Raw genomic sequence first — 26,185 nt, forward strand, 5'->3', positions numbered from 1 at the left:
TGTTTTTAATTATTAAATAAATATTTCCGAATAATAATCACCATTGATTTTTATTATTGATTTTACAGATGGGTTAGGGTAATGGCTGTTCACCGGTTCCGGCGGCGTAAAATCGATAAGTGGGTCGATTTCAACAAAACCAAAACGTGTTAATGGTTTTGTTGCGTTGGTTTCAATTTCGGTTGCTGCTTTTCGGTTAATGTATTTCCAAAGCGTTTTTCGATTGTCAAAATGAATTTTAAAATTAGGACTTACCATTTTGCCGGGAATCGTCAGGATATTTCCTGAATTGTTATCGCCCCGCATGGTTAGTGAAATAAATCCAAAGACGCCTTGTTTTTCTGATGTTTGAAGTGTGGAAATTAAATCTGTAGTGGTTTCTTCGGAGACTAAATATTCATTTGAAATTAATTTGTTATCATTTATTTTTGGAAGGTATTCAAATGTTACCGGTTCCTTTAAAGACTTAACATTGCTGAATAGAAATACCTGATTGTAGGCAAAATCTAAATTGGTATAATTCTCAAATTGATAATCATTGATGGCGATTAAAAAGTTTAAGTTTAAATCGGCAGGAATTTTTATAAATGGATCGGCTTCGTCTGTTTCTTTGACTTTAACGTATATTCTAAAACCTGTTTTGGTTTTTTTGAATACCATTTTATAGTTTCTAAGTATTGTATTGGTTTCTAAAGTGGGCGTTATAGTTGTAAATGCATCTGTACTAAAACTTTGCAGTATTTTTTCTTTTGCGGAAGCTGACATACTTTGAAAAGTTTCTTCGCCATTATTCAGAAAATAATTGTGAAGAAGTGTCACTTCAAACAACAATCCATATGTAAGACTAAAACTCATGATTGTTTGCTTGTTTTTGTTACGCCTTTAACTTTGCTGATAAGTTGTCCTTCGCCCTGAATAACATTGCGTTCAATTTGTATCATGCTCACTTTGTATAAAGCAGATGGAAGTTGTTTGCCTCCCAACGTTCCCCAGATATAGTTTAACTCTTCAAAAGTGGGCGTGTAAAGTTCAACCGAGAATTTGAAGTTGTCAATATTGGTCATTGCAACATTGCTTCTGTTGTAAATAGTATTGGCTTGTGTAAATAGTTTTTTGCCCTGAAAAAATGCAATAATTTTCGAAATATCATTAAGTGAGTTGATGTATACGGTTCTATTAGCGCTAAAAAGCAAGTACAGATTTAAGTTGATAACACTGTTTTTATAAATTGTTTTAGCGTTTTCAATGGCATGATTGGGAAAGTTTTTTAAAGTTGCTTCTTCGTCTAAGTTAATTAAGGTAAGTGCCACTCTATCATCTAAATTTCCAGATACTGTTTCGTTTTGAGACTCTAAAAAAGCAACATTTTCAGGCACAACTGTTTTCTCTAACCCAATTTCGTCGAGATAGTTATTTACTTGTTCTGTAATTATTTGAATTATTTCAAAAATCATCTTGTGCTAAATTTTAGTGCATTTTATATTTATTCGCTTTTTTACGACGTCTCATTTATAATAATATGGTGTGAAATTTTGCTAAAAAAGATTAGCTCTAAGGCGCAGATTGAAAAACAAAAGAAGAATCTCCAGACTTTACTTGAAACTTGTAAAAGAAAAGAGGGCGTATAATATTTGTCGAAGTTAGAAAAACAGAAGTGTACCAAATAGGGGAAAAAGACCCTTTTTTTTAGAGGTTTTTTACTGTAAAATATTGATTATAAATTAGTTGTATTTTTAGTTTGCCTTTGTTTTGTCTGGCAAAAAAAGGAATTTCGGAACTGTGGAAACATGTAAAATTTAATAAAGAAAGGATGTGAAAAGTTTAGTTTTTGGGATGTGAGGATTTATCTTTCGTAGAATCAAATTTTATTAATTGACAATTTATTTGATAATGTTTGCAGAATTTGCTAGTTATAGCGGTGAAAATTTAGGAGTACGAAAATAGTTTTATTATCTATTTAATAGAAACAAATAGGAATGTCAAGAAAGTCAGAATTTGGATAAAAAACCTGAATTTGATAATTTTTAGCACGATTTATTTGTATTAAATAATTACCTGGTAAAAGATGATAAAAAAAATATAATCCATAACCATTTGTTATTGTTTGACTTAAAAATCTGTATCCAGATGGCGTCGGGACATAAAGATCTACAATTGCATTTGGAAGAGTATAATATTGATTATATGAAATATTGTAATATTGAACTTGACCTCTTATATTTACTGCATTTTGTGCTCTACAATTAATACTTAAAAATAGTATTATTAATAATAATCGAATTGCATTTTTCATAATGACATATTTATACTTGCGAGTTACTTAATAGTGTCGTTTTTATTATTTGATGTATTTTGATTTACAGGTTGAAGTTGTATAGTTCCAGGTATTCCTTGGTTTGGATTAGTGGGGCTGCTAGAATATTTGTAAGGAGTAGATTTTTTAAAAGAGATTGTTCCAATATCTATTTCACCATCAGTATTATTGACCTTTTTCGTTTTATCAAGTTTTAAATTAAACGAAACGTCTGGAAACCTATTTTTAGTGTCAGTAAAATTTAATATTATATTTCTACCTGTTTTATCAGTTCCTACAGCATAGAACTGAACTCGTCTTTCACATTTTTCAATTATTACCGGAGGATTGGATTGTTGTACAAATACTTCCTTAATATATTCTGAGGTAGGTAATGTATCATTATTTTCGTCTAAGTAGCGAACTTTTGCTGTTACCAACCAAACTTTATTAGAGTTGTCAGTCATTTGCGTTTTAAAGATATATAAACAAATGGCTACTATTTCAAGGATAAGGGCAATAAAAAGTTTATTCAAAAATTTTGGTTGAATATTGATTTTATTAATTAATCCTAATAGCGTTATAATACCTGTTGCTGCAAAAATCCCTACGCAAACAACACTAAGTAAATCTTTTACATCCATAATTAAAAAAATTGGATTTAAATATAAATATGATACTTCGCAAACACCCAATAATGAGTTGTTATCTTTCGTTTTCTAAATTAGCTACTGAAAAATTTCATACAATGATAAAGTTGTTCTTAGAGGATAGAGATAATTCTTGAGCTAACTTTCATCAGAATTTATAATAGTTTTTTACGATTTTATACGTAGGCTACAAAACAATAACGTAATTAAAATTATTAGTATACTATTAAATTTAAATGTTGATTATTAAGTTTAAAGCAAATTTAATGATTATAAATATTTAATATACAGGTATTTATACCCGTAATGTACAGGTATAAATACCCATTTTTTTGTGATTGGGTTTTAAATGTTGTTGTTAAAGCAAAGCCATATTTTACCGCTCTCCGAAGAATCTAATGAAAAGCTATGTGAATATTTCCTGATTTCGCACGCATAATTTAAAGGAAACAAAAAAAGCTCCAGATTTCTCTGAAGCTTTGTGGTAGTAGCCCGTAGCGGAATCGAACCGCTCTTACATGGATGAAAACCATGCGTCCTAACCGATAGACGAACGGGCCTGTTTTTCTATGCGGGTGCAAAAATGCAATTAATTTTAAAATACACAAAAAGATTTTTTTAAAATGGCCTTTACTTATTCAGAAAATATCCTGTTTATAAATAATCAATCCGAAATAAAAACAGGTTAATTAAGATCTATTTGATTGATTAATAATTGCTTGTTTTTGTATGAAAAAGGATTTTTTTTCTTCTTTTATTAAAATCACAACTTTAAATAAATTGAAAATTATTTTTTTTGAAAGAATATTCTTTTGACTTTTTTATTGCATTTTTGGAAAAGTTGTCAATATTGTTTTGAATTTATAGCATTTAAGGAATCTCAATTTACATTCGAAGAAAATTAGTTTTAAAGTCAGAGACTTTATGAGGTTTCTATTTTTAAATTATATTTGTTTGCGATGGCGCAAAGTCGGAGACATTTACGCAGCGTGAACAAGAACACTTCGCAGAGCGGGTGAACATTTAAATCTTTAACTTCTGCAGGTTTTGTATCTAGAATGTTTTGGTGTTTTTTGATTATATCGCTACATTAAAATAGTATATAAGTTTATTAAATGGCGCGTTATTTGATAATCAGTAGTTTGTATGGTGTGAAAAAAAGTTGTATTTTGAAACTTTTGTAATGTCTATTAAATAATTTGCTACATTTGTAGTATAATTAGATAACAATACTGTTTAATTAAATTTATTAAAAATGAAAACTCAAGACGTACTATTAATCGAAAAGCCTTCTAAGGGGTTATTGGCGTTGGTGCGTAAACTACAGGAGGAAAAAGAAGCAGAACAAGAAGAGATTAAAAGAAATTGGAATAAGCTCTTTCCTAAAAAAAATAAATGAGCCAAGAAACAATTTCCTATCCCTACACTGCAAAAAACGGTTCAAATTACATTATAAGATTTAAATATACTCCAGGAATGATTCCGGCAGGAGTAACAATATTAATACCTATTATTGAGGTAATAATATTTACAGAAGATAATGTTGAGATTATTCAAACTTCAACTACCTTATTAGAATTAGTTACCTTGATAAGATCAAATGCTGATTTGGTTGATGCAGTCTATTATAGTGTTTGTAGTGATAAGATGATTCTTAAATCAGCGAAAAGATCAGATTTGAGCCATCAAGAATACAGAAGCCAACTATTTAGTTCGATGTTTAACAAGGCAAATGCAGATAAAAAATATATCAATAAACCTGTAGTTATTACTGATCTTAATGTTGGTAATCACTATATACATCTTATGACACTTGAAAAAAATCAAGATGTGATTGATATAATAAGTGAAGAGTTAAAAAAACACGATAAATGATTTAGTTTGCTTATTAAGATTGGTTAAATAGCAAAGGAGAATCAAAATTCGTTTAATTGTAATAAATAGTTTTTCAACGAGTTTTTGGTTGATCTTAAATTTTATTTCCCCGCTCTGCGAAGTGTCCTTTGAAAGAGGCAAATGTCTCTGACTTTGCGTATTTTTTTTGTTTCTTAGAAATTGTAAACCTGATAAAAGTCTCCCGACTTTTACTTAATATAAACATAACAAAGCTCCAGATTTCTCTGAAGCTTTGTATGATATCTTTTATAAAGTTTCTTTCGAAATTATTTACTGATTAATTTTTCAAGCCTTGCCATCATTTCATCTTTTTCCTTCAACATCCTTTCATACAATGCAATCTTTTCTTCGTGAAGTTGGATCAATTTATCGATTTGATTATTATTGAAAGTTGGACTATAATTTATCAAACCTTGAGTATCATGGAAAGTATTCGAAATAATATTTATTGCTTGCTCTTCATCAAAATTCTTAAAAGCTTCAACAGGAATATTTAATACCTCTGAGATTTGATTAAGTATGTCATCTTCAATTACATCTTTTTGCTCCAGCATAGAAATTTTCTTTTGATTCCAGTCATTTCCCAGATCAAAAGCCAATGCTTCCTGTTTGATTCCAAGCATTTCTCTAAAACGTTTTACGTTTCTTCCCTGATGTATTTTCTGTTCCATAATAAATATTAATTTTCTAAAAACTCAAAGATAAAGTCATTTGGCTTAAAAATTTTGAATTTCAAAGATAAAAAAATATCCTTTTATATCCGTTTTTTCAGATGTTATATCCGCTTTTGTTCATCATAAACACATTCTTCAAAGGAATACTTCGTAGAGCAGAGTAGCTGCTGCTGGAATGATCTTTTTAATTTGTTACAATAAAATAGTCGTAATCATCCTTAATAATGTTATTTTCAGATAATGAATTATCTTTTAGATTTAATTTTAAAAGTTTATATGTAGCAATTCCATTATTATATATAATTTTCTTTCCAATTATTTGATTTGTTTGTGGATAATAAGTGAGATTACTTATATGTAGTTCACTAATGTTTATTAAAGTTTTGATTTCTGTACCAGTAGCGGGATTGAGTTCAACTATTCTTTTTGTTGCTCTAAAGGCATATAATTTCCCATTAGTTGCAGGAATTAACTCGTCATAACCATAATAAATATTTTCAGTTATTGAATTGTCAGAAAGTTTTATCTTGCAAAGTTTATGGATGTAGTTTCCATTATTGTCAATTAGTCCTTTATCTCCCATTATTTCATTAGTTTGAGGATTGTAAATTAATCCATAAAGTTGATCACTTCCTGTATTTATTAAGCTTCCAATTTCGGAACCTGTATTTGGATTTAATTCAATAATACCTTCATACAATTTGTACCCATATAATTTTCCTGTTGTTGTTACGATCAATTGGTCATAACCTGCATAAATCATTTCTTTTGTAGTTTTGTCTGCAAGTTTTACTTTAAAAAGTTTATAAGTGTTGCTTCCATTGTTATTTAAAACAAATCCTTGTGCAATAATTTCATTTGTTGGAGCAAAATATTTTAATTCACTTAAATAATCAGATCCTGTACCATATACCAGGGTTTGGGTTTCTATACCTGTACCAGAATTTAATTCCACAATGTACCCGTGTTGTTTGTATGCGAACAGACGATTTTGACCAATTATAGAAATATAACCTGCATTAACTGTTACACCATTTGCAGTTAATTGAAGTGGACCAGAAGTTGTGCCAACCGGAACTATAACACTTATTGTCGTTGAAGTAATTTGAGCAATTTGACCATTAGTACCATTAAATGTAATAGTATAAGTTGAATTTGGGTTAAAGTATTGTCCGTTAATTATAATAGTATCGCCTATATTAGTTGAATTAGTCGAGATGCTCTGAATTGTCGGGGTTTGAGTTTCTGGATTTGGGTTTTGAACTTCTTCTGTATTAGGACTTGAACAGCTAATTAAAATAAATAGTGCTAAAATTGAAAAAAAATGTTTCATTCTGAATGTTTGGTTTTTAATTGTTGATTTTTTTCAAAGATATATAGTATTCTTATAAGATGGTTGGTATAAACGTTGCTAAATGTCTCTTCAATATCACTAAAACCCTAGCTTCCTCAAAAGAGTCTCATGAAGATCTGCGCAAATATGTCTGACTTTGCGTATTTTTTTTGATGTTGTTATGAAATTAAACCTGATGTAAGTCTCCTGTCTTTTACGTTTTTAGTCTAAAACAAAAAAAGCTCCAGATTTCTCTGAAGCTTTTTTGTTTTTAGTAGCGGGAACAGGACTCGAACCTGTGACCTTCGGGTTATGAGCCCGACGAGCTGCCTACTGCTCTATCCCGCGATGTTTCGGGTGCAAAGATACGTCGTTTTTTGAGAAATCCAACGAAAACTTTAAAAAATGTTTTATTTTCTGTATTGAGTTGATATGACTACCTTTGCAAAATAAATAATTCACAAATGTCACATAAAGCAGGTTTTGTAAATATCATCGGAAATCCAAACGTTGGAAAATCAACATTGATGAACGCCTTTGTTGGAGAAAGATTATCGATCATTACATCAAAAGCACAAACAACGCGTCACCGTATTCTTGGAATCGTGAATGGCGAAGATTTTCAACTTATATTATCGGATACTCCCGGAATCATTAAACCGGCTTATGAAATGCAGGAGTCGATGATGAACTTTGTAAAATCGGCTTTTGAAGATGCTGATATTTTGGTTTACATGGTCGAAATAGGAGAGCAGGACTTAAAAGACGAAGCTTTCTTTAATAAAATAATCCACGCTAAAATTCCGGTTTTGTTATTGTTGAATAAAATCGATAATTCAAATCAGGAACAATTAGAGGAACAAGTAGCTTTTTGGACAGCAAAAGTACCAAATGCTGAAATTTTCCCAATCTCGGCTTTACAGAATTTTAATGTACCGGAAGTTTTCGGGAGAATCATTGAATTATTACCAGAATCTCCGGCATATTACCCAAAAGATCAATTAACGGACAAACCGGAACGTTTTTTCGTAAACGAAACCATTCGTGAGAAAATCTTACTGAATTACAGCAAAGAAATTCCGTATGCGGTTGAAATCGTAACGGAGGAATTTTTTGAGGATGAAAATATTATCAGAATCCGTTCTATAATAATGGTAGAACGTGAAACTCAAAAAGGAATCATTATTGGACATAAAGGTGCAGCTCTTAAAAAAGTAGGTACAGAAGCTCGTGCTGATCTGGAAAAATTCTTCGGAAAACAAATTCACATTGAACTTGTTGTAAAGGTGAATAAAAACTGGAGAAGCAACGCGAATATGCTTAAAAGGTTTGGTTATAATCAATAGGGTTTGTTTGTTTCAAGTTTTATTTGTTTCAGGTTTCAGGTTTGAAATGCGAAATGATAATCGAAAAAGTTCTTATGACCTTGAAGCCATAGCCCAGATGAGAACGGCATCCTTTTGTGGCGGGGTTCGCCATAAAAGATATAGTGGACAGCTGGAAATAGCTCCTGAAAATAACAGGAAAAATAATAAAAAACTTAGGTACTTAGAAACTTAGCGACTTAGCCACTTTTTTAACTACCTTTGCAAAAAATTAAAATACAGCATTTTGGATTTACAATTTAATATGATTTTGTCAAAAGCAGAATCTAAAATCTGAAATCTAAAATCTAAAATTCAAAAAAATGAATAACATTGTTGCGATAGTAGGAAGACCTAATGTAGGGAAATCAACCCTTTTTAATAGGCTGATACAAAGAAGAGAAGCTATTGTAGATTCGGTTTCTGGAGTTACCAGAGATAGAAACTACGGTAAAAGCGAGTGGAACGGAAAAGAGTTTTCTGTAATTGATACGGGTGGATACGTTCGCGGATCTGATGACGTATTTGAAGGTGAAATCCGTAAACAAGTTGAGCTTGCTATCGATGAAGCTGATGTTATTATTTTTGTTGTTGATGTAGAAGAAGGAATTACACCAATGGATGACGTTGTTGCGCGCTTATTGCGTAAGGTGACAAAACCAGTTTTATTGGCTGTAAATAAGGTAGATAACGCAATGCGTGAGAAAGATGCGCTTGAGTTTTATAACCTTGGTTTAGGAGAATATTTCACGTTTGCAAGTATTTCAGGAAGTGGAACGGGAGATTTATTAGATGCTTTGATTGATGCTTTTCCGGAAAAACCAGAGCCTGTTCAGGAAGAAATAGTTTTACCTCGTTTTGCTGTTGTAGGACGTCCGAATGCAGGAAAATCAAGCTTTATCAATGCATTAATTGGTAAAGAACGTTTTATGGTAACGGATATTGCAGGAACAACTCGTGATGCAATTGATACAAAATTTGACCGTTTTGGTTTTGAATTTAACTTAGTCGATACCGCGGGAATTCGTCGTAAAGCTAAAGTGAAGGAAGATTTAGAGTTTTACTCTGTAATGCGTTCTGTTCGTGCGATTGAGCATGCAGATATTTGTATTTTGGTTATCGATGCAACCCGTGGATTTGAAGGTCAGGATCAAAGTATTTTTTGGCTGGCTGAAAAAAACCGTAAAGGTGTTGTAATCCTGGTAAACAAATGGGATTTGGTTGAAAAAGATACCATGTCAACCCGTGATTACGAAGAAAAAATCAAAAAAGAATTAATGCCTTTTACTGATGTGCCAATTTTGTTCGTTTCGGCTTTAACGAAACAACGTTTATTGAAAGCATTGGAAGCTACGGTTCAGGTTTTTGAAAACAGAAAACAAAGAATTGCAACTTCAAAATTCAACGAATATATGTTGAAGGTTATTGAAGCATATCCGCCGCCAGCGACTAAAGGAAAGTATGTAAAAATTAAATATTGCATGCAATTGCCAACTTTAACGCCTCAGTTCGTGTTTTTTGCCAATATGCCACAATATGTTAAAGAACCTTACAAACGTTATCTGGAAAATAAAATTAGAGAAAATTGGGATTTTTCAGGAGTTCCAATTGATATTTATATCAGAGAAAAATAAAATAAAAAGTCCCCAAATAAGGGGATTTTTTTTTTGATCAAATTTTTTTAATGGCATGCTATTTGAATAAATGTAAAAAATACAATTAAACCTTTTAAGATTTTTTTAGTCTTACTATTCTAACTAACCAATTTATGATCAAATTTTATTATTTTTCACTGTTTTTTTTATTTTGCTTTGCAGCAAATGCCCAGAATGATATTGTTATCAAGGGAACCGTTCTCGATGTAAATACACAAGTGCCTTTAGAACTTGCCACAGTTTATTTTACAACTGTAAAAGATTCTACTGTTATTGAATATGCCACTACAGATAAAAATGGCAATTTTAGATTAAGTACTAAAAAATACGATAAACCCGTTGTTTTAAAAGTAAGCTATGAAGGATATCAAACTTTTTATGAAGACCAAAAAGGACTTTTAGAGAGTAAAGATTTCGGAAAGTTATATTTATTCGAAAGTATAAACGCACTTGATAATGTGGTGATTAAAAGTGAAGCGCCGCCAATTACCATAAAAAAAGATACTTTAGAGTTTAATGCTTCTTCATACAAAGTTCGTCCAGATTCGAATGTCGAAACTTTACTGAAACAATTGCCCGGAGTTGATGTTGACAGTGACGGAAAGGTAACTGTAAACGGGAGGGAAGTAACGCAGTTTTTGGTAAACGGAAAAACTTTTTTTGATAAAGACGGAGCAATTGCATTAAAGAATTTGCCTGCAGAAATTATTAAAAAAATTCAGGTTTCTGATTATAAAACAAAGAAAGAAGAATTATCCAAACAAGAATCTACCTCTGATTATTCCAGTATCAACATCACAATTGATGAAAAGAAGAATAAAGGATATTTTGGAAAAATACTCGGCGGATATGGATCTGATGATCGGTATGAAAGTAGTTTAATTGTGAATTTTTTCAATAATAAACAGAAAATAAGTGTTTTGGCTTCTTCCAATAATATAAACTCAACGGGATTTGCTCAGGATGAGGTTTTTGATAATATGGGAGGCGGAAGAAACACAAAAAGCGGCAGTTCTGGTTCCGGCGGAAAAGGAATTACACAATCTAATTTGATTGGACTGAATTACTCTGATGACTGGAGCGAAAAATTAGCAGCGATGGGAAGTTATAATTTTTCGAATTCAGTGAATAAGAATGATAGTAAATCAGACCAGATTAGCTTTTTACCTAACGGAGATATACACACTGCTGCTGAGTCAACTTCTAGAAATGAAAACACAGGAAATAAAGCAAATGTTGAGCTTGAATATAAAATAGACCCAACGATGCGACTTGTTGTGGCGCCAAAAATCAGTGAGGGACACTCAAACAGCAGGTCTTCTTCGTCTAGTTTTTCTGAAGATGAAAATGGAGACGCTTTAAACAAAAGTACTTCAAAATCTTATGGTGAAAGTAAAAATACCAGTTTTAGCAATGCGATCAATTTCAATAAATCATTTAAGAAAAAATCGCGTAATCTGAGTTTTGTATTCACAAATAATAATACAAATAGTGATTCTGACGGTTTAAATCTTTCTGAAACTATCTTTTATCAGGATAGCACAAAACCTAATGATGAAAGAAATCAAAACAATAAAAAATCAAGCAGTAACGACGCATATTCTGCAGATATTGAATATACAGAACCTGTAACAGATTCGTTGAGAATAAGATTTGGGTCAGATTTTGACTGGGCAAGTACGATGAATGATGAAAAGACCTTTAACTTTGATCCAGCCACACAATCTTATACTGATTTGAACGCAGCGTTGAGTAATTATACGACTTCAAAACAAAACTCAATTAGTCCGAAAGTAGGGCTTACTTTGCAAAAGAGTAAATTTACCATCAACTTAAATTCCAGAACTGCTATTATCGATTTTGATAATCATTCGTTATATCTCGGTCAGACAACAGATTTGAATAAAAAATATGCATTGCCTTACGGAGATTTTCAAATTAGATATAAATTTTCCCGCTCAAAAAATTTGACATTTAAATACGATTATTCAAACGCACTTCCTTCTTCAACGCAATTAATGCCGGTTTTAGATTTGAGTAATCCGTTGAACACCGTAATAGGGAATCCGAATTTGAAACCAATCGAGAAAAGCAGTGCTAATTTCAATTTTAAAAATTATGATTTCCGAACCCGTTCAGGATATAATTTTTATGTAAAAGGAGATTATTACAACAATGATGTGGTTTCTACTTCGATTTATGATGATAGCGGAAAAAGAACGACTACTTATGCCAATATTTCGGGAACATATACAGCGTCTATTGGCGGAAACTGGAATCAATCCCTAAAAAGAGATGCCCATGTTTTAAGATACGGTTTCGGATTAAACAGCAGTTATGCTTTTGATAAAGGTTTTACAAATGGAGTAATTTATACCGCAAAATCTGTAGCTGTAACTCCAAAAATAAATTTCACTTATGAGTATGGGGAGATTTTAATAGTTTCACCAACATACAGTTTATCCTATAATGATACAAGATATGAGGGCGCAGGAAATCCAAGTTCGAATGTAGTTCACAGAATTAATTTGCAGACAACAACATACTGGCCAGAAAATTTAATTTTCGGAAATGATTTTGGATATACATACAACTCTAATATTTCAAGCAATTTCAAAAAAGATTTTTATTTATGGAACACAAGTTTATCTTATGGTTTTTTTGATAAAAAAGTCTACGCAAAAGTAAAGGTTTATGATGTTTTAAATCAGAATCAAAGTGCTACAAGAACCATCTCGGCAACCTCAATTCGTGATGAAGAGAATACTGTTTTAAAAAGATACATCATGTTTTCTGTAAGTTATAAAATTGGAAATTTTGCCGGAGCAGAAAAAGGGAAAAAGAGAAGACAGAGAGAGGAATAGGTTTTTTTTGAAGGGACAAAGGTTCTGAGGTTCAAAGGGACAAAGATTGATCTCATATTTTCACAATTCACAATTTTCACAAAAATAAAAACATACAAAAAAGCGAGATAGATTTAAAATCTATCTCGCTTAATTTATTTAAAATTAACTAAATGTTATAGTGAATATTTTAAAGTAACGCCATAAGTTCTTTGATCTCCAAGTACTCCGGCATATTGTCCTGCGTTTCCACCGGCAGGCAATAATTGCTCATAATAATCTTTGTTTAAAAGGTTACGACCCCAGAAATGTACTGACAAACCCTGAGAAGCACGGAAACCTAAACGCGCATTAAAAATCGCATATCCCTGAACTACTAAATATTTTGAAGCCGATGGACTTGATGAAAATTCAGAACGTGCATAAGAATCAGCGGCTACGAAAATTTTTCCTGAATTCCCGAAGAATTTTGCATTATCAGAAAGTTCACCGCCTAAAGATCCTGCCCATCTTGAAGCACCAGGCAATGCAGATCCTGAAACATCTTTAAATGATACCGGAGCTCCTGTTTCTTCTAATGGAAGTGGCGCATTTGTAAATTTCACATATTTGCCATCTGTATAAGTTGCGGCTCCGTTTATTGTTAAATTTGGACTCACTACAAAACTTGCATCAAGTTCAACACCTTGTACACGTACTTTGTCAGCATTAGCAAGATATCCACGGTTTACACCTAACTCAGCTGCCTGAACGTTGGTTTGGAAATCATTAATATCCGTTTGAAAGAATGCTAAGTTAAAGATAGAATTTTTGAAAGGAGATGTTTTTACACCCAATTCATAATGATTTACTTTTTCTGGTTTAATTACTGCTAAGTCCAGCAAAGGATCTCCTGCAGCATTTGTTGGAAGTCCCGCAACGTTTACACCAACAGGTTTGTAACTTTTAGCATAAGTTCCATAAGCATTGATTTTGTCGCTTGCTTTTACAGTAACTGTAATATTTCCGGAAAAGTCTGTGTTGTCAATAGCCGTATCAAATGCCTGATCAGAATATACTTGTTTTTTCAAAGCAAGTAATGCAGGATCTGTTGTTTGTAAACCTCCATAAGTTGTACGGGCATAATGAGCATCTTTTTTGTCATAATTATATCGTAAACCTGGTAAAACATGTAACCAGTCTGTAATAGCCCAGTCAATCTGACCAAATACTGCAGCACTGGATGCTCTGATATTCGCATCAGTTTTGATTCCGTATCCTTCAAAAAGACCCGGCGTTTTCCATAAAGCACTTGTTGAACTTTGAGCAAATCTCCATTGTGCATTTCCAGATTCTTCAGTACCATCTGTTTGTGATGTTTGATCAATGAAGAATACTCCCGCAACACCACTAATTTTAGATGTTAATTGTCCTGCGTAACGAACCTCTTGGGTAATTTGGGTTTGTCTTGTTGGATTTTGTGATTTAGCCAACACTTGTAAACCTGTAAAATCCCTGTCATTTGATGGATCCCAGTTCCAGAATCTCCATGCAGTTGTAGAGGTTAAAGTTCCGCCTCCAATTTTTGTGTCGATATTTAAAGAAAGACCTCCCATATCCTGATTCGAACGCCATGGTGTATCCTGATCAATTTTGCGATCAAATGCATTTTGGCTTGGAAGCTGATAATTCAAATCTTTAATAATAGCATCAAATTGACGATAAGCTGCTCTTTGAGTTGGAGCAACACCAGCTACAACCTGAGCATACCCGTCAGGACGTTGTGTTGTAATATCAGCAGCTAATATAATATTCGTATTTACAGTTGGCGTCCAAAGTAATTGACCTCTTATACCTTGATTGTTTAATGTATTTGTAGATCTTCCAGTTGCAACATTATCCACTAAACCATCACGTTGTGTACCTGAGAATGATAATCTACCTGCAACTTTTTTACCTAAAGCACCAGTAACAGAAGCTTTAGCCTGCAGGAAAGAATAATTTCCGTAGCTAACTTCAAAATCAGCACCAGAAGTAAAACTTGGTTTACGGGTTGTGATATTAAATGCACCCGAAGTCGTATTTTTCCCAAATAAAGAACCTTGTGGTCCGCGTAAAACTTCAATTTGTTCTACATCGATAAAATCAAGCGTTGTTGCTGCCGGACGTGCATAATAAACACCGTCTACATAAAAACCAACGCCCGGATCAATTCCGTCATTTGTAAGTCCGAAAGGAGAACCAAGACTACGAATGTTAATTCCGGTATTTCTTGGGTTTGAAGAATATAATTGAACAGAAGGAACTAATTCTTTAATACGATTTACGTTAAAAGCTCCGGTTTGTTCTGCTTGTTTTCCTGTAATAACAGAAATTGCGATTGGCACATCCTGTACTTTTTCAATTCTTCTTCTTGAAGAAACAACCACTTCAATAAGTTCATTTTCTTCGTGAATAATTAATTGTAAAGGTGTTGTTGGTAAAGCTGTAAGTTCTATTTCAGTAGTTTTGTAACCTACATATTGAACCAAAAGTGTAACAGGAAGTTTTCCTTTAGAGTCTATGGTAAATTTTCCGTTTTGATCTGTAGTAGCGCTTGAAGTTGTTCCTTTTATAACAACATTAGCGGCTTCCAGCGGAATGTTTTCGTTTGTGTTAACCACACCTTCAATATTTTGTGCGTAAGATGTCGTGAAGGCTAAAAGTAAAAAGATGCTTGTAAGTGATATTTTATGTAGAGTTTTCATTTTTATATTAAGTATATGTGATTAGTAGAATTTAAAATAAATTTTTTTTAAATCAACACATACACATTAATGATGAATTGCTTTTCACGGTTGTGAAAAATTTGACTTGGTTTTTTTGCAAAAGATTTGTTACACTTGATGGAGTAAAATGTACTTTCATGAGTTAAAATTTTGTAATTGGTTAGGTGATTACTTTTTGCAAATATAAATATTAATTCTATCGATTTACTAGGAATTAGAAAATATTTTTTTATTTCTTTACCAATGAAGCGATAGTGATACCTTCCATAGCTTTCAAAGTTTTGTCTCTAATAAGAACCAATCCCTGATGTAGGCTGCATTCTGACTCAGTTTTGCAATCAGAACATGGTTCGTAAAAATTTAAAGAAGCACAAGGCAAAAGTGCGATTGCACCGTCAAATAAACGATGAATTTCTGCCAGAGTAATATCATTTTTAGATTTTATCAAATAATATCCGCCAAATTTTCCCTGCTTACTGCTCACAAAACGTCCTCTTTTTAGATCTAATAAAATTTGCTCTAAAAACTTTTTAGGAATATTAGCACCATCAGCGATTTCCACAGTTCTGGAAATGTGATTTTCGTCTTGTTCTGCTAAATAAAGTAAGGCTTTAAGGGCATATTTTGCTTTATGTGATAACATCTAATGAATTATAAATTATTAATTATGATTATGAATTGTAAATTTTGAAACTGATAACTGAAAACTGCGACTGCAGAACTGATATTGAATACCAGAATTTTACCAGCCTCCGCTAGAACCTCCGCCAGAGAATCCGCCACCGCCAAAACCTCCACCGAAGCCACCGCCTCCACCGCCAAAACCACCACCGGATGATCCGCCGCCGAAACCGCCAAATCCTCCGCCACTGCTTCTGCCAAGACTGCTTAACAGAATTACATCCATCAGGCTCGGTCCTCCGCCATTGTTACCTGAGTTTCCTCCACCGCCTTTTTTATTTCGGGAAATCAAAATTAAAACAATTACAACAATTACGATTAAAGGTAATATCGGGAAATCCTTTTCTTTTTTGGCTTGCTTGCGTTCGCCTTTAAATTTTCCTTTAAAAACATCGATTATGGCATCAGTTCCTTTGTCAAGACCGTTGTAGAAACTTCCTGCTTTAAATTCGGGAATGATTATATTTCTGATTATTGTTCCTCCAATTCCGGCCGTCAGACGATCTTCAACGCCGTATCCGGGATTAATGGCAATCTTTTTCTCGTTTTTGGCAAGTAAAATAATAACACCATTATCATCTTGTTTTGTTCCGCCAATTCCCCAGGTTTGTCCCCATTTTGTGGCCAGCTGGCTTACATCTTCACCTTTTAAACTCTCAATTGTAATAACAACAATTTGAGTTGTGGTAGAATCTGAATAACGAATTAGTTTTTCTTCAAGCTGTGCTTTTTCACCAGCGCTTAAAATATTTGCATAGTCATAAACGGAAGTCTGTAAACTAGGTTTTTCCGGAATAGTAAACTGGGCAAAAATGCTATTGCAGGTAAAAAAAGCGATAAACAAAAGAGTAAACTGAAAAATTCCGTTGGAATTTGATATTTTGTTTGTGGAAATTTTCATCATTTATCCTTTTGAAATTTCGTTTGATAATTCGTTAGTGTCACCTTCAGACCACGGAAAGTTCTTTTTTAATTGTTCTCCGGCATTCAAAATACCGTCGACAATTCCTTGTTTAAAGTTTCCTGATTTAAATTGTTCTACCATTTTGTCTTTGGTACAATCCCAAAAATCTGATGCTACAACATCATTTATGCCTTTGTCTCCGCAAATAGCAAAGCTTTTATCTTCGACGGCAAAGTAAAATAAAACACCGTTTTGAAGTTGGGTTTCATTCATTTTTAATTCATGAAAAACTTCTAAAGCCCTTTCAAAAGGAACTTTAGAAGTTGTTTTTTCTATATGTACTCTAATTTCGCCAGAAGTGTTTTTTTCGGCCACGCGAATTGCTTCAACAATTGTTAGTTCTTCTTCCTTGGTTAAAAAATCTTCTACTTTTGACATTCGAGTTATTTTAGATATTAGATTTCAGATTTTAGATTGCGGGCTAAACCTGAAATCTAAAATCATGGATCAAAAATATTATTTTTTTAGAATTTTACTTCAACTGGTTTATCTGCTCCTGCAACAGCTTCAAAGTATGGTTTTTCTTTGTAATCCAAGAACCATTTGTTCGGAATTGCAAGAATATATCCGTTGTAATCTTGTACGGCTTCGTTAAAACGAGTTCTTGCAGTTAAAATTTGGTTTTCAGTACTTGCCAATTCGTCTTGTAATTTTAAGAAATTCTCGTTGGCTTTTAAAGTAGGATATTGTTCAACAGAAACTAATAATCTTGATAAAGATGATGATACACCACTTTGCGCCTGATTAAATTGTGCTAATTGTTCAGGGGTTACATTACTAGGATCAATTGTTACAGATGTTGCTTTTGCACGTGCTTCAATAACCGCAGTTAAAGTTGATTTTTCAAAATCAGCAGCTCCTTTTACGGTGTTTACCAGGTTTCCAATAAGGTCATTTCTTCTTTGGTAAGTTGTACTCACATTTCCCCATTCTTTGTTAACTGCCTGACTTTTTTGCAAACCAGTATTTTTAATTCCAATTGACCAAAAAGCAATAATAGCGATAAGGGCTACAATAATTATTACGGGGATTAACCATTTTTTCATATTTGTTCTGATTTAAGTTTATTTCTAGTTTTTGATATTATTGTTACAATTCGTTTTTAATTTCTGTTAATTGTGTTTTTATGGTCTCTAATTTACGTATTATTTCGAATTTATCTAATGTTTTCTTTTGTCCTTCTTTTAAATGTGTTTTGGCACCTTCAAGTGTAAAACCGCGTTCTTTAACCAAATGATAAATCAATTGAAGATTTGTAATATCTTCCGGCGTAAACATTCTGTTGCCTTTAGCATTCTTTTTAGGTTTGAGAATATCAAATTCGCTATCCCAAAAACGTATCAAAGATGCATTGACATTAAAAGCTTTGGCTACTTCGCCAATGCTGTAATATCTTTTATCTTTAGAAAGCTCAATGTGCATGATTCTTATTTTTCTTATTTATTCCAAAATTACTACTTTTTATAGTATTAATCTAATGACTGATTTTCCTGGTTTGCCATTTGTGAAATTGCTACATATTCAACAGCCGATATATTTCCGTAATAAAAATTTAAAGGATTCACGACTTTTCCATCTTTATGAACTTCATAATGACAATGCGGACCTTCAGATCTTCCGGTACTGCCTACATAACCAATAACATCACCTCTTTTAACATGTTGCCCGGGTCTGCAATTGTATTTGCTCAAATGTGCGTACAAACTCTCATATCCAAAACCATGCCTGATGACCACATGATTTCCAAATCCCGAAGCAGCAGCATCGGCTCTTGCCACGACACCATCGCCCGTTGCATACACGGGAGATCCTGTAGGAGCAGTAAAGTCCATTCCGTTGTGCATTTTTCGCACTTTCGTGAAAGGATCAATCCTGTATCCAAAACCTGACGCGACACGTTTTAAATTTTCATTTCGTACTGGCTGAATGGCAGGAATTGCCAATAATAAATTTCCTTTTACGCTCGCCAGTTTCAAAATTTCGTCTAATGATTTTGATTGAATGGCTAATTGTTTTGAAAGTTTATCAACACGCTTTGTGGTATTTAATACCAATTGCGAATTGTTATAACCTTCTAAATCTTTGTATCTGTTAATATCTCTAAATCCTGATTTTCGGATAGAATCGGGAATTTCAGCTTTATTAAAATAAACCCTGTAGATATTGTTATCTCTTTCTTCCAGCGCGTCGGCGACATCATCAATTTCATCCATTTTTCTATTCAAAATGGCATATTTTAATTTTAAATTTTCGATTTCACGTGTTTGTAAGCGATCTTTTGGAGTCTCAAAATACGGAGTATTAATTAAGAGTACAAAAACCAAAAATCCAAATAGCGCCGAAGCCAGCAAAAACAGTAATGCGTAACCGATTTTGATTCTCTTTCTGGTTTTTATTTTCGTATAAGCCAGATTTTCTGAGTCGTAATAATATTTTACTTTCGCCATATTTTAAAATACCCTATTTTTGCAGCTTGTAAAATAGTTTGTCGAACAAATTTAATAAATGTTTCAGTTGTTCACAGCTTTTTTTCAAGAATTAAAAAACAATTAGATAATTAGATAATGTGACAATTAGATAATTTATTGTATTAAGAATTAAGTATTTTATTTTTAATCATCTAATTGTCACATTATCAAATTGGCACATTAATAAAATATGAAATCACAAGACGTACGTAAACAATTTTTAGACTTTTTTAAAAGTAACGGACATTTAATTGTTCCTTCTGCTCCAATCGTTCTCAAGGACGATCCAACTCTTATGTTCAATAACTCGGGAATGGCCCAGTTTAAAGAATATTTTTTAGGAAACGGAACGCCAAAAAGTAAAAGAATAGCCGATACGCAAAAATGTCTTCGTGTTTCAGGAAAACATAATGATCTTGAAGATGTAGGTTTTGATACGTATCATCATACGATGTTCGAAATGTTAGGCAACTGGTCTTTTGGCGATTATTTTAAAAAAGAAGCAATCAATTGGGCTTGGCAGCTTTTGACAGAAGTTTATAAAATTCCAAAGGAAAACCTTTATGTTTCTGTTTTTGAAGGAAGCAAAGAAGATAATGTTCCTTTTGATCAGGAAGCTTGGGATATCTGGAAAACATTAATTGATGAAGACCGAATTATTCTTGGAAATAAAAAAGATAATTTCTGGGAAATGGGAGATCAGGGACCATGCGGACCTTGTTCTGAAATTCACGTTGATTTACGTCCGGAATCTGAAAAAACGTTGGTTACAGGAAAAAGTCTGGTAAATAATGATCATCCGCAAGTTGTTGAAATCTGGAATAATGTATTCATGGAATTCAACCGTAAAGCTGATGGATCTCTGGAAAAACTTCCTGCACAACACGTAGATACCGGAATGGGATTTGAGCGTTTGTGTATGGCTTTGCAAGGAAAAACATCAAATTATGATACCGATGTTTTTACTCCGCTTATTGAAAAAGTAGAACAAATTACAGGTTTAAAATATACATCTGATGAAGTTAAAAACATCTCAGACGAACAAAATAAAACTAATATTGCGATTCGTGTAATTGTAGATCATGTTCGTGCGGTTGCTTTTGCAATTGCCGACGGACAATTACCATCAAACACAGGTGCTGGTTATGTAATTCGTAGAATTTTACGTCGTGCGATTCGTTACGGATTTACATTTCTTGGTACAAAAGAACCTTTTATTAATAAATTGGTAGAAGTTTTAGCGAATCAAATGGGAGAATTTTTCCCTGAAATCAAATCACAGCAACAATTGGTTACAAATGTTATTCGTGAAGAAGAAGCCTCTTTCTTGAGAACTTTAGATCAGGGTTTACAATTATTAGATAATGTAATTGCACAAACTAGCGGTTCAGAAGTTTCTGGAGCAAAAGCATTCGAATTGTATGATACTTTTGGTTTCCCGAAAGATTTAACGGCTTTGATCCTGAAAGAAAAAGGAATGTCTTTGAATGAAGCAGAATTTGATGCATCGATGCAGGAACAAAAAAATCGTTCACGCGCGGCATCAGAAGTTTCAACAGAAGACTGGACTGTTTTAATTCCTGGAAATGTAGAAACATTTGTTGGTTACGATCAAGTAGAAAATGATGTAAAAATTACCAGAATTCGTAAAATAGATTCTAAGAAAGATGGAGTTTTATACCAAATTGTTTTAGACAATACGCCGTTTTATCCGGAAGGTGGAGGACAAGTTGGTGATAAAGGAACATTGGTTTCTGCAAACGAAACGATCGAAATCATCGATACAAAAAAAGAAAACAATTTGATTTTGCATTTTGCAAAACAATTGCCTGAAAATATCGAAGCTGCTTTTGTAGCAAAAGTAAATACCGATTTAAGAGGTTCTACTTCTAAAAATCACTCGGCTACGCATTTAATGCATTTGGCTTTGAGAAACCTTCTGGGAACTCACGTAGAGCAAAAAGGCTCATTAGTAAATCCAAACTATTTGCGTTTTGACTTTTCGCATTTTTCTAAAGTTTCAGATGAAGAATTACGTCAGGTTGAAGCAAGTGTAAATGCGCAAATTGAAGCACAATTGCAATTGGTAGAACACAGAAATATCCCAATTAAAGAAGCATTGGATAAAGGTGCAATGGCTTTATTTGGAGAGAAATATGGTGATAATGTCCGTATGATTGAATTTGGTGAAAGTAAAGAGCTTTGCGGTGGAATTCACGTGAAAAACACAGCAGAAATCTGGCATTTCAAGATCATTTCTGAAGGTGCGGTTGCGGCTGGAATTCGTCGTATTGAAGCGATTACAGGTGATGCAGTAAAAGACTTCTATCAAAATCAAGAGAATACCTTATCTGAAATAAAAGAAACATTAAAAAATCCACAGGATATTTTAAAATCAGTGGCTTCTTTGCAGGATGATAATGCAAAACTTAAAAAACAAGTTGAGCAATTATTGAAAGAGAAAGTAAACGCTTTAAAAACAGATCTTGAAAAAGATTTTCAAGAAGTAAACGGAATAAATTTTCTTGCTAAACAAGTAGATTTAAGTATGGCTTCGACAAAAGATTTAGCTTCAGCTTTAGGAAGTTCAAAAGCAGATTCGTTTGTGTTTTTAGCTTCTATAGAAGATGGTTTGCCAAATATTCACTGTTATATTGCGAAAGAATTAGTTGCAGGCAATATCTTTAATGCAAATGCGGTTATCAAAGAATTAGGAAAATACATTGACGGAAATGGGGGAGGACAGCCTTTCTTCGCATCCGGAAAAGGTAAAAATGTAAACGGAATTACAGAGGCTTTGGCTCACGCAAGCGAGTTTTTAAAATAAGAGTTTTTTAATCTCGCAAAGATGCAGAGTCGCAAAGTTTTTTTAAGCTTTGCGACTCTTTTTTGTGAATAAAATTTTAATGTAAGTTTTTTCTTTAATTTTGTTTAAAAAAAGAAATAACAGAAAACGAGATTTCAGCTATTGTGGTTGATGTTTGTTATAAAATACACGTAAAATTAGGACCAGGCTTGTTAGAATCTGTTTACGAAGCTATATTACATCACGAATTAACAAAAAGAGGACTAAGTGTAGAAAGACAAAAAACATTGCCGGTTATTTGGGATAATATAAATGTAGATATTGGTTTTAGAGCTGATTTAATAGTAGAAAATAAAGTAATCCTAGAAATTAAATCAATACAACAACTAACAGATATACATGCTAAACAAGTTTTAACTTATCTTAAATAACAAAAATGAAATTAGGTTTGTTAATAAATTTCAATGTACCAATTATTAAATTAGGTATTAAAAGAGTAGTATCTAATCTCTAATTTAGACTTAAAAACTTATAAAAAAAGCAAAGTCGCAAAGCTTAAAAAACTTTGCGACTCTGCGTCTTTGCGAGATTCTTTCATCGCACAGGCAAAAACTATTTTCGTTCCCCAATTTGCTGACGCCACATCGCGTAATACAAACCTTTTTCAACGATTAAATCTTCGTGTTTTCCTTGCTCGATGATTTTTCCTTGTTCTAAAACAAAAATTCTGTCAGCGTGCATTACGGTAGATAATCGGTGTGCGATTAAAACGGTAATTCTGTTTTTGTCTGATATGTTTCTGATTGTTGCATTGATTTCTTCTTCGGTAATAGAATCTAAAGCAGAAGTTGCTTCATCAAAAATCAATAAATTCGGATTTCTTAAAATGGCGCGGGCGATTGATAAACGTTGTTTTTCTCCACCGGAAACCTTGATTCCGCCTTCACCAATTGTAGTGTTTAAACCATCTTCGGCACGTCTTAATAATTTATCACAACTTGCTCTTTTTAATGCATCATATACCTCTTCGTCAGTTGCATTTGGCTTTACAAACAATAAATTTTCACGAATCGTTCCGGAGAATAATTGTGCATCCTGCGTAACAAAACCTAATTGTTTTCTTAAATCTAATAAATCAATTTCGGTAGAATCAATTTCGTTGTAAAGCACTTCACCTTCTTCGGGCGTATACAATCCAACTAATAATTTTACTAGCGTTGTTTTTCCTGAACCGGACGGACCAACAAAAGCCACGGTTTGTCCTTGTTTGATTTCGAAATTAATATTTTCTACAGCTTTAAATTTAGCCGTTTTATGCTTAAAGCTTACATTAGAGAAAAGTAAAGACTGAATAGCTCCAACATGTTTAGGATTTTTTGGACGGAATTCTTTAGGAGCGCTTAATAAAATTTTAAAGTTTTCCATTGAAACTTTAGTTTCATTCAGTGCAATAATAAAATTTCCCAATTCCTGTAAAGGTCCAAAAATAAAAAAAGTAAAAAATACCATTGTCAGCAAATCGCCTACAATAATTTTTCCTCCGAATAAGAAATAGTACAAAGTAAAAACAACGCAGGTTCTTAAAAAGTGAACGGTTGTTCCCTGAATAAAACTTAAACTTCTGATAAAACGGATTTTCTCTAATTCCAGCTGAAGAATTTTAAACGTATTTAAATTCAAACGTTTTTCTTCCTGATATGTTAAACCAAGGCTTTTTACAAGTTCAATATTTCGTAAACTTTCTGTTGTTGAACCTGCCAAAGCATTCGTTTGATTGACAATTTTTTTAGAAACAATTTTTATTTTCTTACCTAAATATGAACTTACTAAAGCAATAATTGGCGCTGTAACTAAAAAGATAAGCGAAATACGATAATCAATTCGGGCAACATAAAGAATTACAAAAATAAATCCGATTACAGTTTGAAAAATCAAAGAAATAGAAAGCGTAATTAATTTTTCTGAATCAGAACGAACTTTTGTCAATTTGCTTAACGTTTCGCCGCTTCGCTGATCTTCGAATTCGGCATAAGGTAAATCGAGCGATTTTTTAATACCGTCCGTATACATTTGAGCTCCGGTACGCTGAATAACAACATTGGTAAAATAATCCTGAAAGTTTTTTGTAATTCTCGAAATCATTGCAGCACCAAGCGAAAGTCCCAGCCAGAATGATAAAGATTTAATGAATCCAATTTCGTTTCCTTTGTATTTATGCAGTCCAACACCGCAATCCTGCATTAATTTACCGGTAATAATAGAATCTGACAAGCTGAAACAAATATTTATGGCAGCCATAATCAAAGCAAAAAATAGTAGCATTTTATGTTTGATTATATAAGAATATAATAATTTCATAGATGAATTTGAGTTTATGGAAGATGCAAAAGTAGTGAATAGTTTTGCTTTATAAAGTTGATTTAAGTTATTAAAAACCTAAATATTTATAAATTTATTTTGTAGCAGAAAGCCCTTAATTCAAAAAAGACAAAATCAAAATTTTATTCGTAATCAAACGGAATTTTTAATGTTAAGAACAGAAACATAGAATCGCTATAAATTGACAAATCCGATAGCTTATCCCGAGGCTTCGGGACTGTCGGATTTTCACGAATATAATTGTCGTTAACCTATAATTTTCCTGTTTTAGAAGACCATCTTACAATACCATTATGTATTAATTCAAGATTTCCATCATCTTGTAAATGAAGTTTTGCTCCGGGAAATCCAGCTGTATTACTTGTCCACGTTATGATTGTAGGAATACCACTAACTCTTGCGCCTTTAATGATAATATTTCCGGTTGTTGACTCGAAATAGCAGCTTGGTTTACGACGATAATTCGAATTTCCGGCTTCCCAAATCACTTTGTTATCCGTTAAATCAATTACCTGCAGAAGACCAAGATCAAATTCCAGCGCATATTTGCCATTAGGAGATTTTATACGTTTGTTCCAGGGAAGATCGTGTATACTTTGCCCTGAATCTAAAATTGAAACAATAGGAAATGGATACCATTGATTTATTGATTTTTTATCAATAATTGATAATTCGTATTGTTCGCGTACACCAATTCCATCAGTTGTAAGAGATGGCGGTATATAATAATGCATAATAGAAAGAGGATCATATTCGCTATAATTAGTACTGCTTACTTTATTGATTATTTGTTCATCTACTTCTTCTTTTGTCCATCCCATATCACTATAAAACTTATAAACCTGTGGTAAATCCCATTTAATAGTTGCAGCAGGATTTTTCGTTTCATGCTGTAAGCCCAAAGCATGTCCAAATTCATGTAATATAGTTTGTGCGGCCCATTCTTCTTTAGCTACTTTAAGAGATCCTAATCGCATAGTTGGCTTGCTTTGATCGTAAATGGAACTCACATTTGACATTCCTAATACTGACCAGGCTCCATTATCTCCCAAATAAAAAGCAATTCTAATATGAGCATATTCAGTTATAGGTACATATTCAAATTTAAGATTGACATACATAGCCCATTCATTTACATATTTTTTCACCAGTTCTTGCTCAGGAATATCGCCATCTAAAAATTTGATTTTAATTACCTGACCAGTTTTCCATCTATACAAATCTGTAATTACGGCTTCTGGTTTTGAAATAATATTGTTTTTTGAATTTATTAGGTCAAATGTGCAAATATCTCTTTCGTTGGTATTAGAGAATGGGTTTGGTGTAGTTTGATTATCCTTCTCACAACATAAAAAAATAAATGCCAAACCAGCCATTATAAATTTTAGTTTCTTCATTTTACAGAGGTTAAAATTAGCTGGTAATTTATATG

The 26,185-nt window shown here is 32.7% G+C and carries 22 protein-coding genes and 2 tRNA genes; 7 read left to right on the plus strand and 17 right to left on the minus strand.

Features of this window, described 5'->3' with window-relative positions; translation table 11 throughout:
• Window positions 1–12: 12 nt before the first annotated feature.
• From OLM54_RS20800 to OLM54_RS20820, 5 genes are all read right to left on the minus strand, one after another.
• On the minus strand, window positions 13–855 hold the full coding sequence (locus tag OLM54_RS20800) for a hypothetical protein (protein WP_264536443.1): 843 nt from the start codon (window positions 853–855) through the stop codon (window positions 13–15).
• Window positions 852–1,454 carry a DUF4255 domain-containing protein gene (locus OLM54_RS20805; protein ID WP_264536444.1) on the minus strand — a complete coding sequence of 201 codons (603 nt, stop codon included), beginning with the start codon at window positions 1,452–1,454 and terminating at the stop codon, window positions 852–854. The genes OLM54_RS20800 and OLM54_RS20805 overlap by 4 nt, the downstream gene beginning before the upstream one ends.
• Before the next feature lie 503 nt (window positions 1,455–1,957).
• Window positions 1,958–2,293 carry a hypothetical protein gene (locus tag OLM54_RS20810; RefSeq protein WP_264536445.1) on the minus strand — a complete coding sequence of 112 codons (336 nt, stop codon included), beginning with the start codon at window positions 2,291–2,293 and terminating at the stop codon, window positions 1,958–1,960.
• 23 nt (window positions 2,294–2,316) lie between these two features.
• Window positions 2,317–2,937: a hypothetical protein gene (locus OLM54_RS20815; RefSeq protein ID WP_264536446.1), complete on the minus strand. Its 621-nt coding sequence runs from the start codon at window positions 2,935–2,937 to the stop codon at window positions 2,317–2,319.
• A 494-nt stretch (window positions 2,938–3,431) separates the two neighbouring features.
• Window positions 3,432–3,503 (minus strand) — tRNA-Glu (locus OLM54_RS20820).
• Window positions 3,504–4,198: 695 nt separating this feature from the next.
• On the opposite strand from OLM54_RS20820, the gene OLM54_RS20825 reads away from it, so the two are divergent.
• Together OLM54_RS20825 and OLM54_RS20830 are read left to right on the plus strand one after the other, a co-directional pair.
• Window positions 4,199–4,342 (plus strand): hypothetical protein, encoded by a 144-nt coding sequence (locus OLM54_RS20825; protein WP_264536447.1) that lies wholly within the window; start codon window positions 4,199–4,201, stop codon window positions 4,340–4,342.
• Window positions 4,339–4,818 (plus strand): hypothetical protein, encoded by a 480-nt coding sequence (locus tag OLM54_RS20830; protein WP_264536448.1) that lies wholly within the window; start codon window positions 4,339–4,341, stop codon window positions 4,816–4,818. Before OLM54_RS20825 ends, OLM54_RS20830 begins: the two co-directional genes overlap by 4 nt.
• Before the next feature lie 287 nt (window positions 4,819–5,105).
• Here OLM54_RS20830 and OLM54_RS20835 read toward each other — a convergent pair whose 3' ends face one another.
• The 3 genes from OLM54_RS20835 to OLM54_RS20845 form a co-directional block, all read right to left on the minus strand.
• Window positions 5,106–5,510 carry a helix-turn-helix domain-containing protein gene (locus OLM54_RS20835; RefSeq protein WP_264536449.1) on the minus strand — a complete coding sequence of 135 codons (405 nt, stop codon included), beginning with the start codon at window positions 5,508–5,510 and terminating at the stop codon, window positions 5,106–5,108.
• A gap of 187 nt (window positions 5,511–5,697) precedes the next feature.
• Window positions 5,698–6,846, minus strand: a complete 1,149-nt coding sequence (locus tag OLM54_RS20840) for an IPT/TIG domain-containing protein (RefSeq protein WP_264536450.1) — start codon at window positions 6,844–6,846, stop codon at window positions 5,698–5,700.
• Between the two features lie 275 nt (window positions 6,847–7,121).
• Window positions 7,122–7,194 (minus strand) — tRNA-Met (locus tag OLM54_RS20845).
• A gap of 116 nt (window positions 7,195–7,310) precedes the next feature.
• Here OLM54_RS20845 and era point away from each other — a divergent pair.
• From era to OLM54_RS20860, 3 genes are all read left to right on the plus strand, one after another.
• Window positions 7,311–8,192 (plus strand): GTPase Era, encoded by an 882-nt coding sequence (gene era, locus OLM54_RS20850; protein WP_041517423.1) that lies wholly within the window; start codon window positions 7,311–7,313, stop codon window positions 8,190–8,192.
• A gap of 341 nt (window positions 8,193–8,533) precedes the next feature.
• The gene (der, locus tag OLM54_RS20855; RefSeq protein ID WP_264536451.1) at window positions 8,534–9,844 is read left to right on the plus strand and encodes a ribosome biogenesis GTPase Der; all 1,311 of its coding nucleotides are present in this window, start codon (window positions 8,534–8,536) and stop codon (window positions 9,842–9,844) included.
• 134 nt (window positions 9,845–9,978) lie between these two features.
• On the plus strand, window positions 9,979–12,729 hold the full coding sequence (locus tag OLM54_RS20860) for an outer membrane beta-barrel protein (RefSeq protein WP_264536452.1): 2,751 nt from the start codon (window positions 9,979–9,981) through the stop codon (window positions 12,727–12,729).
• A gap of 155 nt (window positions 12,730–12,884) precedes the next feature.
• Here OLM54_RS20860 and OLM54_RS20865 read toward each other — a convergent pair whose 3' ends face one another.
• The 7 genes from OLM54_RS20865 to OLM54_RS20895 form a co-directional block, all read right to left on the minus strand.
• Window positions 12,885–15,434 (minus strand): TonB-dependent receptor, encoded by a 2,550-nt coding sequence (locus tag OLM54_RS20865; RefSeq protein WP_264536453.1) that lies wholly within the window; start codon window positions 15,432–15,434, stop codon window positions 12,885–12,887.
• A gap of 250 nt (window positions 15,435–15,684) precedes the next feature.
• Window positions 15,685–16,098 carry an RrF2 family transcriptional regulator gene (locus tag OLM54_RS20870; RefSeq protein WP_264536454.1) on the minus strand — a complete coding sequence of 138 codons (414 nt, stop codon included), beginning with the start codon at window positions 16,096–16,098 and terminating at the stop codon, window positions 15,685–15,687.
• A gap of 99 nt (window positions 16,099–16,197) precedes the next feature.
• On the minus strand, window positions 16,198–17,037 hold the full coding sequence (locus OLM54_RS20875) for a TPM domain-containing protein (protein WP_264538591.1): 840 nt from the start codon (window positions 17,035–17,037) through the stop codon (window positions 16,198–16,200).
• Window positions 17,038–17,040: 3 nt separating this feature from the next.
• Window positions 17,041–17,478 (minus strand): TPM domain-containing protein, encoded by a 438-nt coding sequence (locus tag OLM54_RS20880; protein ID WP_264536455.1) that lies wholly within the window; start codon window positions 17,476–17,478, stop codon window positions 17,041–17,043.
• 86 nt (window positions 17,479–17,564) lie between these two features.
• Window positions 17,565–18,146, minus strand: a complete 582-nt coding sequence (locus OLM54_RS20885; RefSeq protein ID WP_264536456.1) for a LemA family protein — start codon at window positions 18,144–18,146, stop codon at window positions 17,565–17,567.
• Between the two features lie 43 nt (window positions 18,147–18,189).
• Window positions 18,190–18,522, minus strand: coding sequence for a MerR family transcriptional regulator (locus tag OLM54_RS20890; RefSeq protein ID WP_264536457.1), 333 nt, complete (start codon window positions 18,520–18,522; stop codon window positions 18,190–18,192).
• A gap of 47 nt (window positions 18,523–18,569) precedes the next feature.
• Window positions 18,570–19,547, minus strand: a complete 978-nt coding sequence (locus OLM54_RS20895; RefSeq protein ID WP_264536458.1) for a M23 family metallopeptidase — start codon at window positions 19,545–19,547, stop codon at window positions 18,570–18,572.
• Between the two features lie 211 nt (window positions 19,548–19,758).
• Between OLM54_RS20895 and alaS the strand changes: the two genes are divergently transcribed.
• Window positions 19,759–22,395, plus strand: coding sequence for an alanine--tRNA ligase (gene alaS, locus OLM54_RS20900; protein WP_264536459.1), 2,637 nt, complete (start codon window positions 19,759–19,761; stop codon window positions 22,393–22,395).
• A 188-nt stretch (window positions 22,396–22,583) separates the two neighbouring features.
• Window positions 22,584–22,805, plus strand: coding sequence for a GxxExxY protein (locus tag OLM54_RS21670; RefSeq protein ID WP_319802294.1), 222 nt, complete (start codon window positions 22,584–22,586; stop codon window positions 22,803–22,805).
• 181 nt (window positions 22,806–22,986) lie between these two features.
• Here OLM54_RS21670 and OLM54_RS20910 read toward each other — a convergent pair whose 3' ends face one another.
• Both OLM54_RS20910 and OLM54_RS20915 read right to left on the minus strand, forming a co-directional pair.
• Window positions 22,987–24,732 carry an ABC transporter ATP-binding protein gene (locus tag OLM54_RS20910; RefSeq protein WP_264536460.1) on the minus strand — a complete coding sequence of 582 codons (1,746 nt, stop codon included), beginning with the start codon at window positions 24,730–24,732 and terminating at the stop codon, window positions 22,987–22,989.
• A gap of 272 nt (window positions 24,733–25,004) precedes the next feature.
• The gene (locus tag OLM54_RS20915) at window positions 25,005–26,150 is read right to left on the minus strand and encodes a matrixin family metalloprotease (protein ID WP_264536461.1); all 1,146 of its coding nucleotides are present in this window, start codon (window positions 26,148–26,150) and stop codon (window positions 25,005–25,007) included.
• Window positions 26,151–26,185 lie beyond the last annotated feature (35 nt).

The sequence above is a fragment of the Flavobacterium sp. N1736 genome (assembly GCF_025947065.1).
GTDB lineage: Bacteria > Bacteroidota > Bacteroidia > Flavobacteriales > Flavobacteriaceae > Flavobacterium.